The following is a 19,327-nucleotide window of genomic DNA, read 5'->3' as shown; positions in this document are numbered from 1 at the left end:
TCGAAATAAAGTCAAAACATGAATAAACGTCTACTTTCAACTAGTTTTTTAGCTATAGTTGCCTGTTTGCTTTGGGCAACCCCCTTTGCTGCCATCAAAATTGGTTTGAAATACACGACTCCTCTAAACTTTGCAGGTATTCGATTCTTTATTTCGGGTCTGCTTATTCTACCTTTTATTCCAAAATTTAAAGCCAAACTCCGAGGCTTAAGTTCAAAATCATGGAAGTTAATTATACAAGTCGCGCTTTTACAAACCACCTTTCTATATGGTCTGTTTTATACCGGCATCGACTATCTCCCTGGAGCATTAGGTGCAATGCTTATTGGTGCACAACCCCTTTTTGCAGCTATCTTGGCTCATCTGATGATGAAAAATGACAAGATGACCTGGACAAAAATATCAGCCATTCTTCTTGGTATGCTTGGAGTGTGTATCATTAGTTTAGGAAGAGCCGATTTTGTTCTAACAACTACAATTCCTTTGGGTGTAGGAATTTTAATTCTAAATAATATTGTGGGTAGTATGGGTAATGTGATTGTCGCTCGTGATACACAAGAGATTCCTCCTCGAATCTTAGCTTCATTTTCGATGATATTGGGTGGAATCATGCTCATACTCGTTTCAATTCCACTAGAACAACCCAATTGGACCATTCACCCAAGTGAATATTACTTTGCTTTAGGTTGGCTGGCTATTGTATCAGCTATGGCAATTACCATTTGGTTTGGCCTTTTAGGTCGTAAAGGTGTTAAAGTCTCTAACCTGAATACCTGGAAATTCATCATCCCAATTTTTGGCGCTTGTATTAGTTGGTTAATTCTACCTAACGAATCACCAGATTTCATCTCAATTCTCGGCATGTTGGTTATTGCATTCAGTTTATTGATGCTAAACTACTTTAACAAAAAAAGAATCAAACAGTAATGAATAAGCTTCGACACAGAAAAGCCTCTCTTTCAGATTTCCTGACACAATTTTTGATTTTAATTAACAAATAAAAAGTTATTCAAATCCTATAATTACTATCTTTAGAAAGAGCTTAAACAAGTATAAATATCTAATTATGGGAAATCTTATATGCATATATATAGAAGATCTTGATGAAAAAAGATCTTATCCAATAGGCACAAGCCTCCAAACTATTTTAAACGAAATTGCCTCTCAATTAAAAATGAACGTTTTGGGAGCAATAGTCAATAATAAACTCAAAGAACTCACTTACGAAATTTACAAACCAAAGAATATCAAGTTTGTCGACTATACAAACCCAGCAGGAAGACGAATGTATATTCGTTCGCTTACATTTGTTCTTTATAAAGCTGTACAAGAAGTCTTTCCCAATGCAGGATTTCGAGTAGAGCACTCGGTTTCCAATGGCGAGTATTGCAGATTAACAAATAAAAATACCATCCTAACCGAAGAAGGAGTACTGCAAATTAAGGCAAGAATGCAAAGCATCGTTGAAGCTAATTTACCCTTTGAAAGAAATGAGATCGAAACTGAAAAAGCAATTGAATTATTCGAGTCTCAAGGTTTACATGAAAAAACAAAGCTGCTAAGAACTCGAGGCAACCTTTACACTTCAGTATATAAGATTGGTTCTGTTGTCGATTATTTCTATGGATTTTTACTCCCAAGAACTGGACTTTTAGATGTATTCGATCTACAACACTACCACAATGGTATGTTACTTTTAGCTCCTAACAAAAAAGATCCATCAGTAGCTGAAACTAGACTTGAGCAGGAAAAAATGTTTCAGATTTTTAGCGAGTATAAGCGCTGGGGGAAAATTCTAGGCATATCAAATATTGGGGATCTCAATAAAAGTATAGAAGAGCATAAAATATCTGAACTAATTAAAATATACGAAGCGATGCATGAGAAAAAAATCTCTCAAATTGCAGATCGCATTCGTAAAAAATGGAAGAAAATTAAAATTATCCTAATCGCTGGCCCCTCCTCATCTGGGAAAACAACCTTTGGGAAAAGATTATCTATCCAACTTAAGGTTTCAGGTATTCAACCAATTAACCTTTCACTTGACAATTATTTTGTAAATAGAGAACTAACTCCTCTTGATGAAAATGGGGAATATGATTTTGAATCCATAGAAGCTCTGGATGTGAAACTTTTCAATGAGAATTTACTTGAGCTACTTGATGGGAAAGAGATCGATCTTCCAAAATTTTCTTTTGAAACCGGGCAACGCTACTACGATGGTGAAAAATTAAGGATTAATGGCAAGAATGTTATTGTCATAGAAGGCATTCATGCATTGAACCCAGAACTAACCTCTCTAATTTCTGATGAAGTTAAATTCAAGATCTATATATCAGCTCTAACTTCAATCTCTATTGATGGTCACAATCTACTTCACTCAACCGACAATCGCCTAATTCGTAGAATCGTTCGCGATCACAAATATCGAAATTACTCAGCTCTTGATACAATTAAACGTTGGCAAAGTGTTAGAAATGGTGAAGAAAAAAACATCTTCCCTTTTCAAGAGAATGCCGATGTGATGTTTAATTCTGCTTTACCCTATGAACTAGGTGTGCTTAAGAGACATGTAGAACCTATACTAAAAGAGGTTCAGCCCAATCAGCCCGAGTATTCCGAAGCCAATCGTCTTCTGAAATTCTTCAGTTTTTTCATTCCGATTCCGGACAACGAGATTCCTAAAAACTCGCTTATGAGAGAATTTTTGGGTGGCAGCACTTTTGAATATTAAAAAATCCATATCATATAATGCGACCATAAACTATATTTATGGTCGCATTTTCATTTTCGAAGAGTCGCTACTATCAAAATTTATATTTATCATTTAAGAATATTTTTATTCAATAATTCTTAAAAAAAGAAACTAAATAAAGCTTCTCAAAATTCAAACACCACAAAGAGAGGGCTTTCAAGGTTCTACACAAAAACTTCTCTTACTATTTTGTACAAAATAATCTTCTTGAATAAACTCAATCCTATTCTAAATAAGAATTGTTGATAAGTAAATACATCGTTGATAAGTAGGGCCTTTCAAATTGTTAATAAGTCACTTGCAACAAATGAACCTTTTAAGTTATCAACAACTCAAGCGTAGTAAAATAAGGGCACACAGATGTTATTAACAAATTATCAACAATGTTGATATCTTGTTAATATCCAGTCCTTAAGTCAATTTTTATTCTGATTGACTTTTTATAAATTATGGGAGATGAAAAATCCCACTTCCTGGCGAAAATGGGACTGCAAATATAAAGTAAATGTCTTCAAAAACGACTTGAAACGACATGTTTTTTCAATAAAAATAGGCCTTACAGCCTAACTACCTCTTCATCAAACGATCAATATCTCGTTTATGATCTTTTTGTTTCAAACTTTCGCGTTTATCGTAGTTCTTTTTACCTCTACATAGAGCTATTTTAAGCTTAGCAAAGCCTTTTTCAGTGATAAAAAGACTGATCGGAACAATTGAAAGACCGGATTCTTTTGTTTTTCTATCCAGTTTATCTAATTCCTTGCGATTAAGTAGAAGTTTTCTTTCACGCTTCTCTTCATGATTGTAATAACTCCCAAATCTGTATTCGGCAATATGCATGCCTTTCACATACAATTCGGAGTTAGAAAAGTAGCAGTACGAATCAACCAAACTAGCTTTACCAGCACGAATAGATTTAATTTCTGTTCCAAATAATTGGATTCCTGCAACGAATTCATCAATGAATTCATATTCAAAACTGGCACGCTTATTTCTTATATTTATTTTTTGCATTTTAAGCTTTATTCTATTTTCATATTGCCTCACCAAACTAGGGAGACTGAAATAATACTAACTAAACTAACAAGCTAGAATCAATTCGAGACAAAGTTAGTATTTATCTCAAATTTATTAACAGGACACCTCTTCCTTTCTCCCTCCCTAGCCATTATCATTGAAAATACTGAAATAACACTAAAAGTATGCGTTCGCATATCAAAGGTAAAACAAGTATAAACATTCCTGCTAAAAACATATAACCAAGTTTTTTATTTTCTGGAATAGCCAAAACTGGCTTCAACCCTATCCATAATAAACGAATGAAATAAAGCTCCAGAAACAAACAAAGTTGATTTAGAAAAGAATATGGCGTAAACAATTGAGATAATCCATGAAAAAGAACAAATGCAGAAGAAGAATAAATCGTCCATTGAAAAATTCGATGCATCTTAACCTCTCCCATAAAATTCGGAGCAGTGATTATTAAAAGCTTTGCCGCAAAATAGACACCTACCATCAGCGAAACAAACACAATAATAAACTGAACGATAGCCCTAACCATACTGGATGTTTGAACTAGAATTCCTATAAATGCAAACAAAGAAGAACAGAACACAATGATTGATAAAAACTTGTAAAGCAAATCACTGATTAATTCTTCTTTCAAAGATAGTTTCTCCCAAGTCCTTACGGGATCAAATAACAAATTACCTAAAAGAGCCAAAGCTGAAAAAAAACGCATTTTATGAATCCATTTTAAAATAAAAGAGGCCCATCAAATAGGCCATACTATCAAATATAGAAAATGATTCTAATTATTCTGAAAACTTAAAGTAATTTTGTAGCGATTCACCAGAAAAAAAATCTCATGCAATACAATTTATTAGTCGTACTAGGTGCAACAGCAACTGGAAAGACAAGTTTAGCTGTAAACCTTGCTAAAACATTTCATGCTGAAATCATCAGTGCTGACTCAAGACAAATCTATCGTGGGATGGATCTAGGGACAGGAAAAGACATTGAAGAATACACAATTGATGGTCAAAAAATTCCTCATCATTTAATTGATATTGCAGATGCAGGTTACAAATACAATGTTTATGAGTTTCAGCGAGATTTTGTTGAAGCGTTCGAAGATATTCAAAAAAGAAATCACCTACCCCTTGTTTGTGGAGGCACAGGCATGTATCTTGAAGCCTGCCTAAAAGGCTACAAATTGATTGCCGTTCCAAAGGATCAAGATTTTCGTGATACATTAATGGATAAAAGCATAGATGAACTAGGCGATATTCTTAGAGGATACAAACACGTTCATAACAATTCCGATCTGGAAACAAAAAAACGAGCCATACGTGCTATTGAAATTGAGCGATATATAAGTTCTCATCCCGAGATAGAGATGAAGCACCCCGAACTTAAACCACTACTTATTGGGATTAAATTTGACCGAGAAGATAGAAGAAGTAGAATTTCTCAACGCCTAAAAGAACGTCTGGATTCAGGTATGATACAAGAAGTTGAAGGCCTGATTAAATCTGGTGTTAGCCCAGAGGATCTTATTTACTATGGACTGGAATACAAATTCCTCACCCAATATGTAACTGGAAAACTAACTTATGAAGAGATGTTTACTCAATTAGAGATTGCTATTCATCAATTTGCAAAGCGTCAAATGACTTGGTTTAGAAAAATGGAGCGCAGTGGATTCGAAATTCATTGGCTAGATGGTTTTATGCCACTGGACGAAAAAATTGAAAAAGTTAAAGAACTTTGGAATGCATAGATTTACAAAACTCCCGTTCAATATTTACATATAACTTGCGATATCAGCATATTTAATTCGCTTGACACCTAAAGCATCCCATTTTTTAAAAGGAAGAGGGATATTAGGGAGCTCTTTAATTGCATCTTCAATCACAAAGACATGAATATTCTGCTCAGCCAATCCACAAACAGCACAATCAACACAAACATTAGTTGTTACGCCGTACACAAAAACCTTTTGAGGTGATAAAAACTTCACAAGTTTTTGAGTATTAGGGTTGCCTTCGAATACATCGAATACATCTTTCAACACGACAAGATTTCGAAAAGAAATCAATTTCTTAAGCTCATCATTAGAATACACCTTATCCCATTGAATAACTTCAGGTGCCTCAGGTCGTGTCTCATCCATATAGTTAGCTCCTGGCGAATCAGCCATACAATGTGGAGGGAAAGTGTTTACGAAATCAGGCGTATCAGACAATTCTTTTGCATCAGGGAAATGATGATCGGCTGTATTTACAACCTGAATATGATTCTCTTTTGCCAATGAAGTTAAACACTTCAGTGCAGGCAAAATCTCTTCCGAACCAGGCACATATAATTTTCCCGATTCGCTCATAAAATCGAACTGGGTGTCTACATTCCAAAACAAAAGCTCTTTTTTAATCATATCATTTGAGTCATTAGATTCCAACGAAGCTAATAAAAATCGTACAAAACTATCTATCTCATAGCCATAATGAATCTTATTTAGACATTTATTTCATATACTGCTGATTGTTTTTTATTTTCATGCTGCAATTTGAAATACTCTATATGTCAACACCTATATTAATGACCCGAAGCAGAAACATTTACCATATTATATTTTGGCTTGTTTCAGTCTTTTTTTGGCTATTCTCCTTATTTTGGGCAAGTGAATTTAAAAATGTCCTTACATTCCAAACCATTTCTCTTGCGATAGCTTTCAATCTTTGTTTTGCAGCTGCCGTCTATACCAATTTAAGGTTTTTATTACCCGTATTTTTCAAAAAAAAATCATTTTTTCTTTTTTTTGTTTTTCTCTTTATAACTGTTGGACTTTCGGCACTTTTAATTCAGTTTTTACTCATATACCCTCTAAATAGTTTTGTATTAGAAGATGATGGGTTCAAATCTTTCGTGCTTGCAGAATGGTTTGGCTTCTTTTTCTTTTCATTTATTTATGTTGGGGTTACCAGTATAATTTCAGTAACCAGAGAGTGGTTTATTCTACAAAAAATATCTAGCCAATTAAAAGACATTGAAAAGGAAAAACTTGAAGCTGAACTTAAAGTTTTAAAAACACAAATAAAACCTCACTTCTTATTCAACTCCTTAAACAATATCTACTCTTTAGCTCTAGATAAATCTGATGATACTGCAACTGTCGTTTTACAACTATCCGATTTAATGCGCTATATTTTATACGATTGCAATGAAAAATTTGTAGACATCAATAAGGAACTTGATTTTTCGCGAAATTATATCAGCCTTCACAAAATTAGATTGGATGAAAATACCCCTATTAATTTTATTGTGAATGGGCATTTCGATGGGCATAAAATAGCGCCACTTCTTTTTGAACCCCTCATCGAAAATGCATTCAAACACGGCGTTTACGGTAAAAACTCAGATAGCTTTATCAATATCACCTTCAATTTCGATGAAAATAATCAAATGGAACTCGTCATCGAAAATAGCTACGATCCTAATTGGAGTAATTCTAAAAAAGGAAGTGGTGGAATCGGTATTCAAAATGTAATAAGCCGCCTTGAACTGATTTACCCTCAGAAGCATAAAATAGAAATTGACAAAGGAGAAAAAGTATTTAAAATCACACTAAGCATTGAACTATCCTGATTGTCTCAAAAAAATGATTAATTTGGTTGGCTGATGCCGATTGAGGTAAGACTAACCACCAAGTCTTAGAACGAAAAAAAAATATAAATATGAAACTAAGATGCTTAATAATTGACGATGAACCTTTAGCGCAACGTGTGCTGGAGAAATACATTGCTGAACTTTCGGGCTTAGAATTGGTTGGTAAGTGCGGAGATGCTCTGGAAGCAATGGAAGTTCTTAAAAAAGAAGAGATTGATTTAATCTTTTTAGATATCAATATGCCGAGACTAAATGGGATCAACTTTCTTAAAACTTACAAAAATCCTCCATTAACTATTATTACAAGTGCTTATACTGAGTATGCGGTGGAAAGCTATGAGCTTAACGTACTCGACTATCTAAAAAAACCTTTTGCATTTCAGCGTTTCTTGCAAGCCATACAGAAAGCCGAAGAAAAAATAAAGCTGACTGAACATCAAGAAGAAGTTAGAGGTGATATGGAATACATATTTGTAAAGGCCAATAAAAAAACGATTAATGTTAGATTAGATAGTATTCAGTATATAGAAGCTTTAGGCGACTATGTAAAAATCTATACGGATTCGGAACATATTGTCACTTATCAATCTTTAAAGGGGATTGAAAAGCTATTGCCTACTCAAAAATTTTATCGCGTACACAAATCCTATATTGTCGCTCTTGCCAAAATAAAATCGATTGAAGGCAATATGGTACATATGAGCAATAACACTTTACCAATCGGCAACAACTACAAGCAAAACTTTCTACAAAAAATTCATCTGAGTTAGTTTAGTTTTCAATAATCGCATTAACATAAATAGCTCATTCTAATCTTGAGTTTGTTTAGACTCAAATGACTTGACTAAATCTTAAAAAATATAATTTGATTTAAGTTCGTTTTTACCACCTTTTTGCTAAATTTAGGCTGAAAACTTGAATACATATTGATCTATAAAATCGTAATAAAATGAAACGACTAACAACAACCCCTTATAGCCTAATAATCTTAGGATTAATATTCGCAATTAACATCACAGGATGTAAGCCTGTAGACAAAAAAGCAAATAACGAAGCTAAAACTGAAAAACCATTACTAAAAAAAGCAATCGCTAAAGAAGTTAAAGATATCGTTTATCCGCTTCCAACAACTTTCGAACTAACTTCGATGCTGAATAGAATTGGTGCTGATTATATTTTGGGCATCTCAAATTCTACTGAAAATGCAGACAAGTATTTTACAGAAAAGTCCAGAGCTTTAAATCTGGGTATCTATAGTGCAGACCTAAGTTACGCAAGTACATACCATAGAAAGCAAGAAACAATGTTGTTCCTAAAAGCTTCTAAGAAAATTATTGACAATTTAGAAATCACTTCTGCATTTAACGAAACTTTGGTGAGTGATGTAGAAAAAAATATAGATAAGAAAGAAGAGTTAGTTAAGATTATTACAAACTCATTTTATGAGACTTATGCTTTCTTAAACAAGAATGGCAAGGCTAACCTTTCTCTTTTTGTTGTAAGTGGTAGTTTTATAGAAGGCTTGTATATTGCAACTCACATTTCTGAGAATACATTTACAAACCCTGAAATTGTTAAAGTAATTTTCGATCAGAAAGATTCATTAGAACGTCTTTTAAAAGTTCTTCAGCCAGAAATGCAAGATCCAAATATTGCTGCATTAATAGCTGATTTCAATGGTTTAAAAGCTAGCTACGATAAAGTTGAAGGCAGTATGACTAAGCCTCAGTTAGAAGAGATTACAGCAAGTATTGTGAAACTAAGAGAAGCTATTGTAAAGTAACCTTCATTCTAGTTTAATACTATCGAAAAAATCTAAAACTGCAATTCAGAAGAATTGCAGTTTTTTTTATGACTTGTTTTCTCTAAGCTGTTCATATTTTTGATAAATAAATTGTATTTTTAGATCTATTCAGCAAAGATAATCTAAGCTATTTTACTCTTATATTAAAATTCAACTCTTCAAATGGGAGAATCTATATTAAATGCACTGATGCACCTTTTTGCTATTGTAGCAAATGCTAAGGAAGAGGGTGTTTCTAACAAAGGGAAAGATATAGTCGATAATTTCCTTAAGCGTTATGTTAGTGCACAAGATGAAGTTGAATACCTTAATTTATTCCAGAACTACTATGAGTTCTACCATAGAGAAATGGAATATCAATCAAGCGTACATGAAAAAACGTCTAATATTATCTCCCTATCCGAGGCTGCTAATGTATGTATCAGAATTCGCTCCGAACTCATTCAAGAAGAACGCCTCATCGTTTTACTTCGCCTTCTGGAATTCATTTACGAAGATGATATTGTTAGTGAAGATGAATTTGAGTTCATCAGTATTGTTGCCGAGAATTTCAACATCAAACGGAATGAATTTCTAAATGCAATTGCTTTTATTATCGGTGAAGATTTTCTTGATGAATACGATAAAAGTAAGTTCCTTATTATAAACAATCAGATAACTGAATGGTCGGAGAATCTTTCCTGGTTCATGAAAAAAGAACAAAAAAAAGATCTCAATCAAACCAAACATCTGTATTGTGAAAATCTGTATGGAAAACTCATTAACCTTTATTTCCCTTCAGCCAATCTCATCGTTTTTAGATACCTCGGTGAGCTCAACTTATATCTTGAAGGCAATAAGATAATTAAAGGACAAAGCTACAGACTTAAACATGGTTCAATTATAAAAGGACCAAATATTAATTCCATATACTATTCCGATCTCGCGAGTATCTTTCTAAAAGAAGATAATCAGGAAAATATTGTCTTTACCGTAAAAAATGCCATTTTCAGATTCCGAAATTCTCACAATGGAATTCACAATTTCAATATCTCTGAAAAAAGCGGACAGCTTATTGGAATTATGGGAGGAAGTGGTGTTGGTAAATCTACTCTTCTCAATGTATTAAATGGAAATCTGCCTTTAAATAGTGGCGAGATTTTCATCAACGATTTTGAAATACATCGAAATAAATCAGCCATTCAAGGTCTTATTGGTTTTGTCCCACAAGACGATCTTCTAATAGAGGAGTTAAGTGTTTTACAAAACCTCTATTACAACGCTAAACTTTGTTTCAAAGAGTTTACAGAACGTCAAATTCTAAAAACGGTTCATACCCTACTACACGATTTAGCACTATACGAAGTTCGAAATCTCAAGGTAGGAAACCCACTAAATAAATTCATTAGTGGCGGTCAGCGTAAACGACTAAATATTGGTTTAGAGTTGATGCGTGAACCATCTATCCTCCTGGTTGACGAGCCTACTTCAGGTCTATCGTCTACAGATTCTGAGATGATTATGAATTTACTTAAGCAGCAGACTCTAAAAGGAAAACTGGTTATTGCTAATATCCATCAACCCTCATCGGAGATTTTTAAAATGTTCGATAAACTCTGGATTATGGATAGGGGTGGTTACCCTATATACACAGGTAACCCTATTGACTCTATTGTCTATTTTAAAACTCAGAATTCTCAGGTTAATGCGGCTGAAAGTGAATGTGTAACTTGTGGAAATGTAAATCCAGAACAGATTCTTCAGATTGTAGAAACGCGGAAAATTGATGATAATGGAAAACCCACACGCGAACGAAGAACAAGCCCTAAGGTATGGAACGAGAAATACCGTAAGAACATTGACGCTCCCGTTGAACCTGTAAAATCAGAAAGCAGCTTACCCAAAAGCAACTTTAAGGTTCCAAATAAGACAAAGCAATTCTCAATTTTCTGGATTAGAAACTTTCTATCTAAACTTACCAACAAGCAGTATTTGATCATCAACCTGTTTGAGGCTCCTCTCCTAGCCTTCATTCTGGGCTTTTTCACCAAATACACTTCAGCTGGAGGCTATGTTTTTGGTGATAATAAGAACTATCCTGTATTTCTATTTATGGCCGTAGTTGTTTCCATGTTTATTGGATTAAGTGTAAGTGCCGAGGAAATTATTCGTGATAAAAAAATTCTTCAGAGGGAGAAATTTCTTAACCTCTCAAGGAATGCCTATCTCTTTTCGAAGATTACCTTCTTATTTTTACTCTCAGCCATACAAAGTTTAACCTTTGTTCTTTTAGGCAGTTATGTTCTTGAAATTCATGGCATGACAATGACTTTCTGGCTAATTCTCTTTACCACATCCTGTTATTCAAATATGGTTGGTTTGAATATCTCATCAGGTCTAAACTCAGTCATTACAATTTATATTCTCATCCCATTAATTCTTGTTCCGCAGCTACTTTTAGGTGGAGCAATGATTAAATTCGATGATTTACACAGTGGTATTACGAATAAAGTTTATGTACCAATAATTGGGGATTTAATGACAACACGATGGGCTTACGAAGCCATGGCTGTCACCCAATTCAAAGACAATGAATTCGAAAAGCACTTCTTCGATTTCGAAAAAGGGGTGAGTGATGCTGCCTTCACGAGCTCTTTCCTAATTCCTAAGATAGAATCCATTCTAATCGATTGTGAAAGAAATATTGAATTCGAAAAAAACTCAGAGGAAACTAAGAGCCATTTCCATCTTCTTAGAAATGAAATCACACAACTAACCGAAGAAGCAGGATTTGAACCATTCGCTAGCTTGGCTAAATTAAATATGCTTGAATTCAATTTAGATATACTTGAAAAGACAAGACAATACTTGGATGGTATTAAGCTCCATTTTATGGGAATAAACAGTGAATCTGGTTACAAAAAAGATTTTCAATACTCTCGACTAGTAGACTCATTAGGACGTGATGGAGTGTATAACTTTAAGCAAAAATATTACAACCAAGCCTTAGCTGATTTGGTTTTAAATAGAACTGAAGTCAATAAAATGATTGAAGTGAGTCAAAGACTCATACAAAAGAAAGACCCTGTTTTTATGTATCCTGATTCTAGATTTGGACGTGCACATTTTTACGCGCCTGTAAAAAGAGTTTGGAATTACTATATAGATACCTATTGGTTTAATCTTGCAGTTATTTGGTTAGGAACCGCCCTACTCTTTTTAACCCTTTGGGCTGATCTGCTCCGTAAATTGGTTGACTTTTTCGAAAGTCTCAGGTTGGTACATCGTGAAAAGAAGGTGAAACCCTAATCTGATTTTAATAAATTTTATAATAAAACCTGCTCTCTAGTAGGAAATCATTCGAGACAAAATCCCATAGTTTTCTTATGTTTGTGCTCATTAGAATTGACAACTAAAATCACAAACATGAATTTTAAATTTTTAATGCTTCCTGTTTTAGCTTTGGCTATTGCAGGTACTAGCATGGCACAAACTAAGGGTGCTATTGACAGCAAAACACTTAGCGAGATTCGCAATAGCTTTAATGCTGATGCTTCAACCCAAGCAATTCAGAATGCAATTACAAACAGTAAAAGCATTCGCGATATAGCACTAAACAGAAACAAAGTAGGCGCAACTGATCACTTTTTTAAGTACAGAGTTGCTGTAAAAGGAATTACCAACCAAAAAAGCTCAGGTCGTTGTTGGATGTTCACTTCGATGAACACAATTCGTCCAAACGTGATCAAAGATTTAAATCTTAGCTCTTTCGATTTTTCACACAACTACAACTATTTCTGGGATATCTTCGAAAAGTCAAACCTATTCTTAGAAAACATTATTGCTACTGCTGATAAAGATATGGACGACAGAGAAGTTGTTCGATACTTAAGTAGCCCTATTGATGATGGTGGTGTTTGGAATTCATTTTTCAATGTCGCAAAAAAATATGGTGTTGTTCCAGCTGAAGTTATGCCTGAAACCACTATTTCGAATAACACAGGTCAACTAAACCGAATTGTTAAAGAGAAACTGAGAGGTGAAGCATACAAAATCCGTCAGCTTGCAATCAAAAAAGGACATGCGAAAAAAGTTGAAGCTGCAAAAGTAAGCGCATTGAAAGATGTCTACCGTATTTTAGCTCTTTCATTGGGTCAGCCACCTGTTGATTTTACGTGGAGATACAAAGATACTGATGGTAAAGTTAGCGAGGCTAAGAAATACACTCCTCAGGAATTTATGGCTCTTGTAGCACCTGAGTTTGCAAAAGACGAAATGGTGATGATTATGAATGACCCAACTCGTGAATATTACAAAGTTTACGAAATCAAAAACTACCGTAATGTAGCTGAAGGTATCAACTGGACCTATTTAAACTTGCCAAATGATGAGATTAAAGCATTTGCGATGGCTTCTATCAAAAACAATCAGGCGATGTATGCATCTTGCGATGTAGGAAAACAACACAACCGTGAAGCTGGCGTAATGGATATGAACACCTACGACTATGCTTCTTTATTCGGTGTTGAGTTCGATATGGACAAAAAAGCTAGAATCCTAACTCGCCAATCGGGCTCATCTCATGCAATGACACTTATTGGAGTTGATGTTGACGAAAACGAAAAGCCAATAAAATGGGAGTTCGAAAACTCTTGGGGTACAACTTCAGGAAACAATGGTTACTTAACTTTCACAGATGAGTGGTTCAGTGAGTATATGTTTCGTGTTGTAATCAACAAAAAATATTTAAACGAAAAGGCGATCAAAGCTTTTGAAAGCAAGCCAATTCAACTTCCTGTTTGGGACTATATGTTTTAATTTTTGGTCAAGAGACTCATAAATCAGAACAATCAAGATAATTAGCGCCTCAAAACTTAGTTTTGGGGCGTTATTCATTATGGTCTTTCTTAAAATGAACAAGGAAAAACTTAAAAAAAATATCTAAATCAAATATTAAAACTGGCAATAAGCCGTTCTCATAACAAGAGATATTCTTATCTTTGAATTATTCTAAATAAGCATTTTACTAGAATCTTCATAAACAGACAAACTTATGCAAATACGGAAAAGTGGAGCAAAATATTCTGCCATTGTTGGTATCGGGGAGAGAATTAGAAAACAGAGCGTTGAAACTGGGGAAGAATATTTACTACTTAATCGTGGTGTAAATGCCGTTTGCAATATAAACCTAAATTCTATTGTTGAAGATGTAGGCTTCAATAGCAATGCCATGCAGGTTTATCCTCCTTCGCAGGGAAGACAAGAGTTACGAGAGGCAATCAATCAACATTATTTTGACAACAAAAGCACCTTGTCTAATATTAGTATTAGTGGGGGTGGTATGTCTGCTCTCGACCTCACATTCCAAACACTTAATGTCGATCGAATTCTCTTACCAGAGTATTATTGGGGCTCCTATTTTCAGATAATGACCATTCGAGAGATTGAATCTGGGACTTATACCCATTTTGATAATCTGTTAGATCGTTTACCTGAAATTAAAAATTCAGCTGTTATCATTTGTGATCCAAACAACCCGATTGGTAATAAGGTTGAAGATGACGAACTTTTTAGGATCATTCAAATTCTGAATGATAATGATACAACTGTTATAATCGATTGTCCTTATCGAAGAATATTTTGCGACAATGAAGATCTTTTTTATCAGAATCTACTCGATTTTGAGAATGTGATTATTGTAGAAAGTTTTAGCAAATCAATCGGGCTTAGTGGGCAACGTTTGGGCTTTATCCACTCTATAAATACCGAATTTAATACCGAGTTGGGTATTCGACTCATGTATGCCACCAATGGCATTAATGCTTTCTCTCAAATTCTGGTTGCAAATTTATTGAACTCAGAAAAAGGAGAAAATAGCAGAAAACAGTTTAAAGAAACAACTGTAAAAGGTATAAACCAGAACATTAATTTTCTTGAAGAAAAAGGCCTTCTCGCATCTGAATTCTACACGAATAGTAAAGCCATTGGCATATTTGTAATCGTAAACAAATCAGAAGAAGAACTCTTGGAAAAAAGAATCGGCTCTGTATCACTAAGCTATTTCACCAAGACCCAAAAAGATAAGGCTGCTAAATATGCTAGAATCTGTGTTTCTGTGCCTCCAGAGGAATTCAAAACTTATTTCGATAAATTCTAGATCAAACCTCAGTATTAGGACGCCTTTAAAAACTCAAAACATGTTAAAAAATAAGACATTCAAAAATATATCACTCACACTGATTTTGCTAACCTGTGGTTATTTCGTGGCCCAGCTTTTTAATTACTCAAAACTATCCGACCTCGATAATGAACATCTGGGAACAGATTATATGGATAAGTATGAGGTTTACGCATTAAAAACACCTAACAATCTCTTCTTTGCAGATGAAAAAGTGCCTTTGGACCGATGGGATGTAAAAGAATCATTGGACAGAGAACTGCTTGTAAATACCTATTGGCAATCTCAAACCTTATTGTTTATAAAACGAGCCAATCGTTATTTTCCAATCATCGAACCTATCTTAAAAAATGAAGGAGTCCCAGATGATTTTAAATATTTAGCTTTGATTGAAAGTGGCTTGATCCCAACAGTTGTTTCACCAGCAGGTGCTGTCGGTTTATGGCAATTTATGCCACCTACTGCTCGCGATTATAAGCTTGAAATTAATAAAGAAGTAGATGAACGATACAATATTGAGAAATCAACACAAGCAGCTTGCAGCTATTTGAAAGATTCCTATGAAAAATTTGGTAGCTGGGCCTTGGTAGCTGCCTCATATAATGCAGGCAGAACACACATCCATTCTCAAATGAAACTTCAAAATGCAGGATCGTATTATGACCTTTTGTTGGGTGAAGAGCCAGCTCGTTATCTTTTCAGAATTATTGCGACCAAATTTATCATGGAAAATCCTCAAGATTTTGGCTTTAGATTCCGTGACTCCGATTTATATCCCAACATTCCTACTCGGAAGATTAAAATTAAAGGTGAGGTGAAGGATTTTGCTGATCTTGCAAAAAAAAATGGGCTTAATTATAAAATACTAAAACTCTTTAATCCTTGGTTAAGAAAGCCCTATCTCACAAATAAATCTAAAAAAGAGTACGAAATTACACTTCCTGCCAAAGGATATATTAATTTTGCGTTTTCTGAATACAAAAAACCTCAGGAAGAAGAGAAGTAGTTGTTAGCTTATTGAAGGTATCCGTAAGTAAAAACATCTGTAGAAGCGAGGATTTAAATTATAAGGAGATTGTAGATTGAAAGACAAAGCTGAACAAATCATAGAAAATGAACTATTAGAAACCGAGAATATTGACGTTCTTGGTGCAAGAGTTCATAACCTGAAAAATATTGATATAAGTATTCCCCGCAATCAACTTTCCGTTATTACTGGATTAAGTGGTAGTGGAAAATCTTCATTGGCTTTCGACACAATCTATGCTGAAGGTCAGCGTCGATATATCGAAACATTCTCCGCCTATGCTCGTCAATTCCTCGGTGGCATGGAGCGTCCTGATGTGGATAAAATCACCGGACTTAGTCCAGTAATCGCCATAGAGCAGAAAACCACAAATAAAAACCCACGTTCAACCGTTGGGACCATAACCGAACTATACGATTTCCTCCGACTACTTTTTGCAAGGGCAAGTATTGCTTACTCCTACGAAACGGGTGAGAAGATGGTTAAATATACCGATGAGCAAATTATCAATCTCATCTTTGAGAAATTCAATGAGAAACGAATTTACATTCTCGCTCCTATTGTAAAAGGGAGAAAAGGACATTATAAAGATCTATTCGAACAGATTAGAAAAAAAGGATTTTTATATGCACGTGTCGATGGTGAGATTGTGGAATTACTTCATGGTTTTAAAGTCGATCGTTACAAGAGTCATACCATCGAGATTTTAATTGACAAATTGGTTGTTGATGAAGTTGGTGATAAGCGATTGAAAGAATCCATTCAAATGGCGATGAAACATGGTAAGGGCATTACCATGATTATGGATAAGGATAGTGAGGAAGTGAAATACTACAGTCGTCTCTTAATGTGTCCTAGTACAGGTCTTTCCTATAATACACCAGCACCTCATAGTTTCTCATTCAACTCACCACACGGAGCTTGCCCTAAGTGTAAAGGTTTAGGTCGAATAAGTGCTATTGATATTGAAAAAATTATTCCCGATGACAGTGTGAGTATTCACGCAGGTGGAATTGTGCCCTTGGGTAAATACAAAAATAGCCTAATCTTTTGGCAGATTGAAGCGATCGCTCGTAAGTACAATTTTGACTTAAAAACGGCCATCAATGATATTCCAGAAGAAGCCTTGAGTATTATTCTCGACGGATCAAACGAGACCTTTAAGCTTGAAAATACGCCACTGGGGAGTTCATCAAATTACTTTTTAAGTTTTGATGGTGTCTTAAAATACATCTCGAATCAGGAAAGTAGTACCACTTCGAAAAAGGCAAAAAAATGGGCAGAGCAATTTATTAAAAACACACTATGCCCAACCTGTGAAGGACAACGTTTAAAAAAAGAATCGCTGTATTTTCGAATTCACGATAAGAACATTACCGATCTCGCTCAAATGGACCTTAGTCTTTTAAGCGAATGGATTGCAACCGTTGAGACTCATTTAAGCGAAAAGCAACTCAAAATTGCATCAGAAGTTCTAAAAGAGATTCGAGATCGTCTAGAATTCTTACTTGATGTAGGTTTGGAATATCTCTCTCTCAATCGTAGTTCTATAACCCTCTCTGGAGGTGAATCGCAACGTATACGCTTGGCAACACAAATTGGTTCACAGCTGGTTAATGTGCTTTATATACTCGATGAACCCAGTATTGGGCTTCATCAGCGAGACAATCAAAAATTGATTCAATCCTTAAGACAGCTTCGCGACTCGGGCAACTCTGTTGTTGTTGTAGAGCACGATAAGGATATGATTTTATCTGCTGATTACGTAGTAGATATGGGGCCTTTTGCTGGTAAGCATGGTGGTGAAATCGTTTTTGCTGGTACGCCTAATAAAATGCTAAGTGGCGATAGCCTTACCTCGCAATACATCAATGGTAAAAAAAGCATTGTTATTCCTGAGAAAAGACGAAAAGGAAATGGTAAAAGCATCCAACTAATAGGCTGTAAAGGAAATAATCTAAAGAATGTTGATGTTAGTTTTCCTCTTGGGAAATTTATCTGTGTTACGGGTGTTTCTGGTAGTGGAAAATCGAGTTTGATAAATGGAACCTTGCAACCCATCCTATCACAGCATTTCTATAGATCTGTTAAAGATCCTTTGAGCTACGATAAGATAAAAGGAATTGATCATGTCGATAAGGTCGTTGAAGTAAATCAAGCTCCTTTGGGAAAAACGCCTCGATCGAATCCTGCAACTTACACCAATGTGTTTGGTGATATTCGTAAACTTTACGAAAAATTACCTGAGTCTCTAATCCGAGGATATAAAGCCGGAAGATTCTCCTTTAATGTAAAAGGTGGGCGTTGTGAAACCTGTCAAGGTGCCGGCGTTAGAGCTATCGAAATGAATTTCCTTCCCGATGTGTATGTGCATTGTGATGAATGTAATGGTAAACGATACAATCGTGAAACTTTAGAGGTTCGTTACAAAGGAAAGTCTATTGGCGATGTTTTGGATATGACCATCAATCAAGCAGTCGTTTTCTTTGAGAAAATTCCAACGATTCTGCCTAAGCTCAAAGTTTTGCAAGAAGTTGGATTGGGTTACATCACTTTAGGGCAACCATCAACCACGCTTTCAGGTGGCGAATCTCAACGTGTTAAACTGGCAACCGAACTAGCTAAAAAGGATACGGGGCAAACTCTTTATATCCTTGATGAACCAACAACAGGTCTTCATTTTGAAGACATCCGGGTCTTACTCGAAGTATTAGATCGATTGGTAGATAAAGGCAATACGGTAATCGTAATTGAGCACAATATGGATGTGATTAAAGTTGCAGATCATGTGATTGATATCGGTAAAGAAGGTGGTCGTAAGGGAGGAGAAGTCATGTGTATAGGTACGCCTGAAGAGGTTTCAGAATGCACAGAATCGTTCACTGCAAAATTTCTAAAAGAGGAGCTGCTTTAATT

At 35.0% G+C, this 19,327-nt stretch carries 14 protein-coding genes; 11 read left to right on the top strand and 3 right to left on the bottom strand.

Going from position 1 to position 19,327, the window contains the following annotated elements; genetic code table 11:
• The first annotated feature begins 18 nt into the window (after positions 1-18).
• A complete protein-coding gene (locus DWB61_RS04140; RefSeq protein ID WP_125029631.1) occupies positions 19-927 on the top strand; it encodes a DMT family transporter in 909 nt (302 codons plus the stop codon).
• A gap of 139 nt (positions 928-1,066) precedes the next feature.
• Positions 1,067-2,734, top strand: a complete 1,668-nt coding sequence (locus DWB61_RS04135; RefSeq protein WP_125029630.1) for a nucleoside kinase — start codon at positions 1,067-1,069, stop codon at positions 2,732-2,734.
• A 588-nt stretch (positions 2,735-3,322) separates the two neighbouring features.
• Here the strand turns inward: DWB61_RS04135 and smpB are convergent.
• Complete coding sequence (gene smpB, locus DWB61_RS04130) at positions 3,323-3,769, bottom strand: SsrA-binding protein (RefSeq protein WP_125029629.1); 447 nt, start codon at positions 3,767-3,769, stop codon at positions 3,323-3,325.
• 157 nt (positions 3,770-3,926) lie between these two features.
• Complete coding sequence (locus tag DWB61_RS04125) at positions 3,927-4,496, bottom strand: YIP1 family protein (RefSeq protein ID WP_125029628.1); 570 nt, start codon at positions 4,494-4,496, stop codon at positions 3,927-3,929.
• Positions 4,497-4,622: 126 nt separating this feature from the next.
• Between DWB61_RS04125 and miaA the strand changes: the two genes are divergently transcribed.
• Complete coding sequence (gene miaA, locus DWB61_RS04120) at positions 4,623-5,537, top strand: tRNA (adenosine(37)-N6)-dimethylallyltransferase MiaA (RefSeq protein ID WP_125029627.1); 915 nt, start codon at positions 4,623-4,625, stop codon at positions 5,535-5,537.
• A 24-nt stretch (positions 5,538-5,561) separates the two neighbouring features.
• On the opposite strand, the gene DWB61_RS04115 is transcribed toward miaA, so the two are convergent.
• Positions 5,562-6,191 (bottom strand): cysteine hydrolase family protein, encoded by a 630-nt coding sequence (locus DWB61_RS04115; RefSeq protein ID WP_125029626.1) that lies wholly within the window; start codon positions 6,189-6,191, stop codon positions 5,562-5,564.
• 146 nt (positions 6,192-6,337) lie between these two features.
• Here DWB61_RS04115 and DWB61_RS04110 point away from each other — a divergent pair, with 146 nt between their 5' ends.
• The 8 genes from DWB61_RS04110 to uvrA all read left to right on the top strand — a co-directional run bounded on the left by DWB61_RS04110 (position 6,338) and on the right by uvrA (position 19,325).
• Positions 6,338-7,402, top strand: coding sequence for a sensor histidine kinase (locus DWB61_RS04110; protein WP_158614366.1), 1,065 nt, complete (start codon positions 6,338-6,340; stop codon positions 7,400-7,402).
• A gap of 89 nt (positions 7,403-7,491) precedes the next feature.
• The gene (locus DWB61_RS04105) at positions 7,492-8,193 is read left to right on the top strand and encodes a LytR/AlgR family response regulator transcription factor (RefSeq protein ID WP_125029624.1); all 702 of its coding nucleotides are present in this window, start codon (positions 7,492-7,494) and stop codon (positions 8,191-8,193) included.
• A gap of 179 nt (positions 8,194-8,372) precedes the next feature.
• Positions 8,373-9,206 carry a hypothetical protein gene (locus tag DWB61_RS04100; RefSeq protein ID WP_125029623.1) on the top strand — a complete coding sequence of 278 codons (834 nt, stop codon included), beginning with the start codon at positions 8,373-8,375 and terminating at the stop codon, positions 9,204-9,206.
• Between the two features lie 183 nt (positions 9,207-9,389).
• Positions 9,390-12,515 carry an ATP-binding cassette domain-containing protein gene (locus DWB61_RS04095; RefSeq protein ID WP_125029622.1) on the top strand — a complete coding sequence of 1,042 codons (3,126 nt, stop codon included), beginning with the start codon at positions 9,390-9,392 and terminating at the stop codon, positions 12,513-12,515.
• 117 nt (positions 12,516-12,632) lie between these two features.
• Complete coding sequence (locus tag DWB61_RS04090) at positions 12,633-14,024, top strand: C1 family peptidase (RefSeq protein WP_125029621.1); 1,392 nt, start codon at positions 12,633-12,635, stop codon at positions 14,022-14,024.
• 235 nt (positions 14,025-14,259) lie between these two features.
• Positions 14,260-15,363 (top strand): pyridoxal phosphate-dependent aminotransferase, encoded by a 1,104-nt coding sequence (locus DWB61_RS04085; RefSeq protein ID WP_125029620.1) that lies wholly within the window; start codon positions 14,260-14,262, stop codon positions 15,361-15,363.
• A gap of 40 nt (positions 15,364-15,403) precedes the next feature.
• Complete coding sequence (locus tag DWB61_RS04080; protein WP_125029619.1) at positions 15,404-16,390, top strand: lytic transglycosylase domain-containing protein; 987 nt, start codon at positions 15,404-15,406, stop codon at positions 16,388-16,390.
• Positions 16,391-16,466: 76 nt separating this feature from the next.
• Positions 16,467-19,325, top strand: a complete 2,859-nt coding sequence (uvrA, locus tag DWB61_RS04075) for an excinuclease ABC subunit UvrA (protein ID WP_156190169.1) — start codon at positions 16,467-16,469, stop codon at positions 19,323-19,325.
• Positions 19,326-19,327: the final 2 nt, after the last annotated feature.

Source organism: Ancylomarina euxina (assembly GCF_003863355.1).
Classification (GTDB): domain Bacteria; phylum Bacteroidota; class Bacteroidia; order Bacteroidales; family Marinifilaceae; genus Ancylomarina; species Ancylomarina euxinus.
Note: the sequence above shows the minus strand (reverse complement) of the source record. Positions and strands in the feature narration are given on the sequence as shown.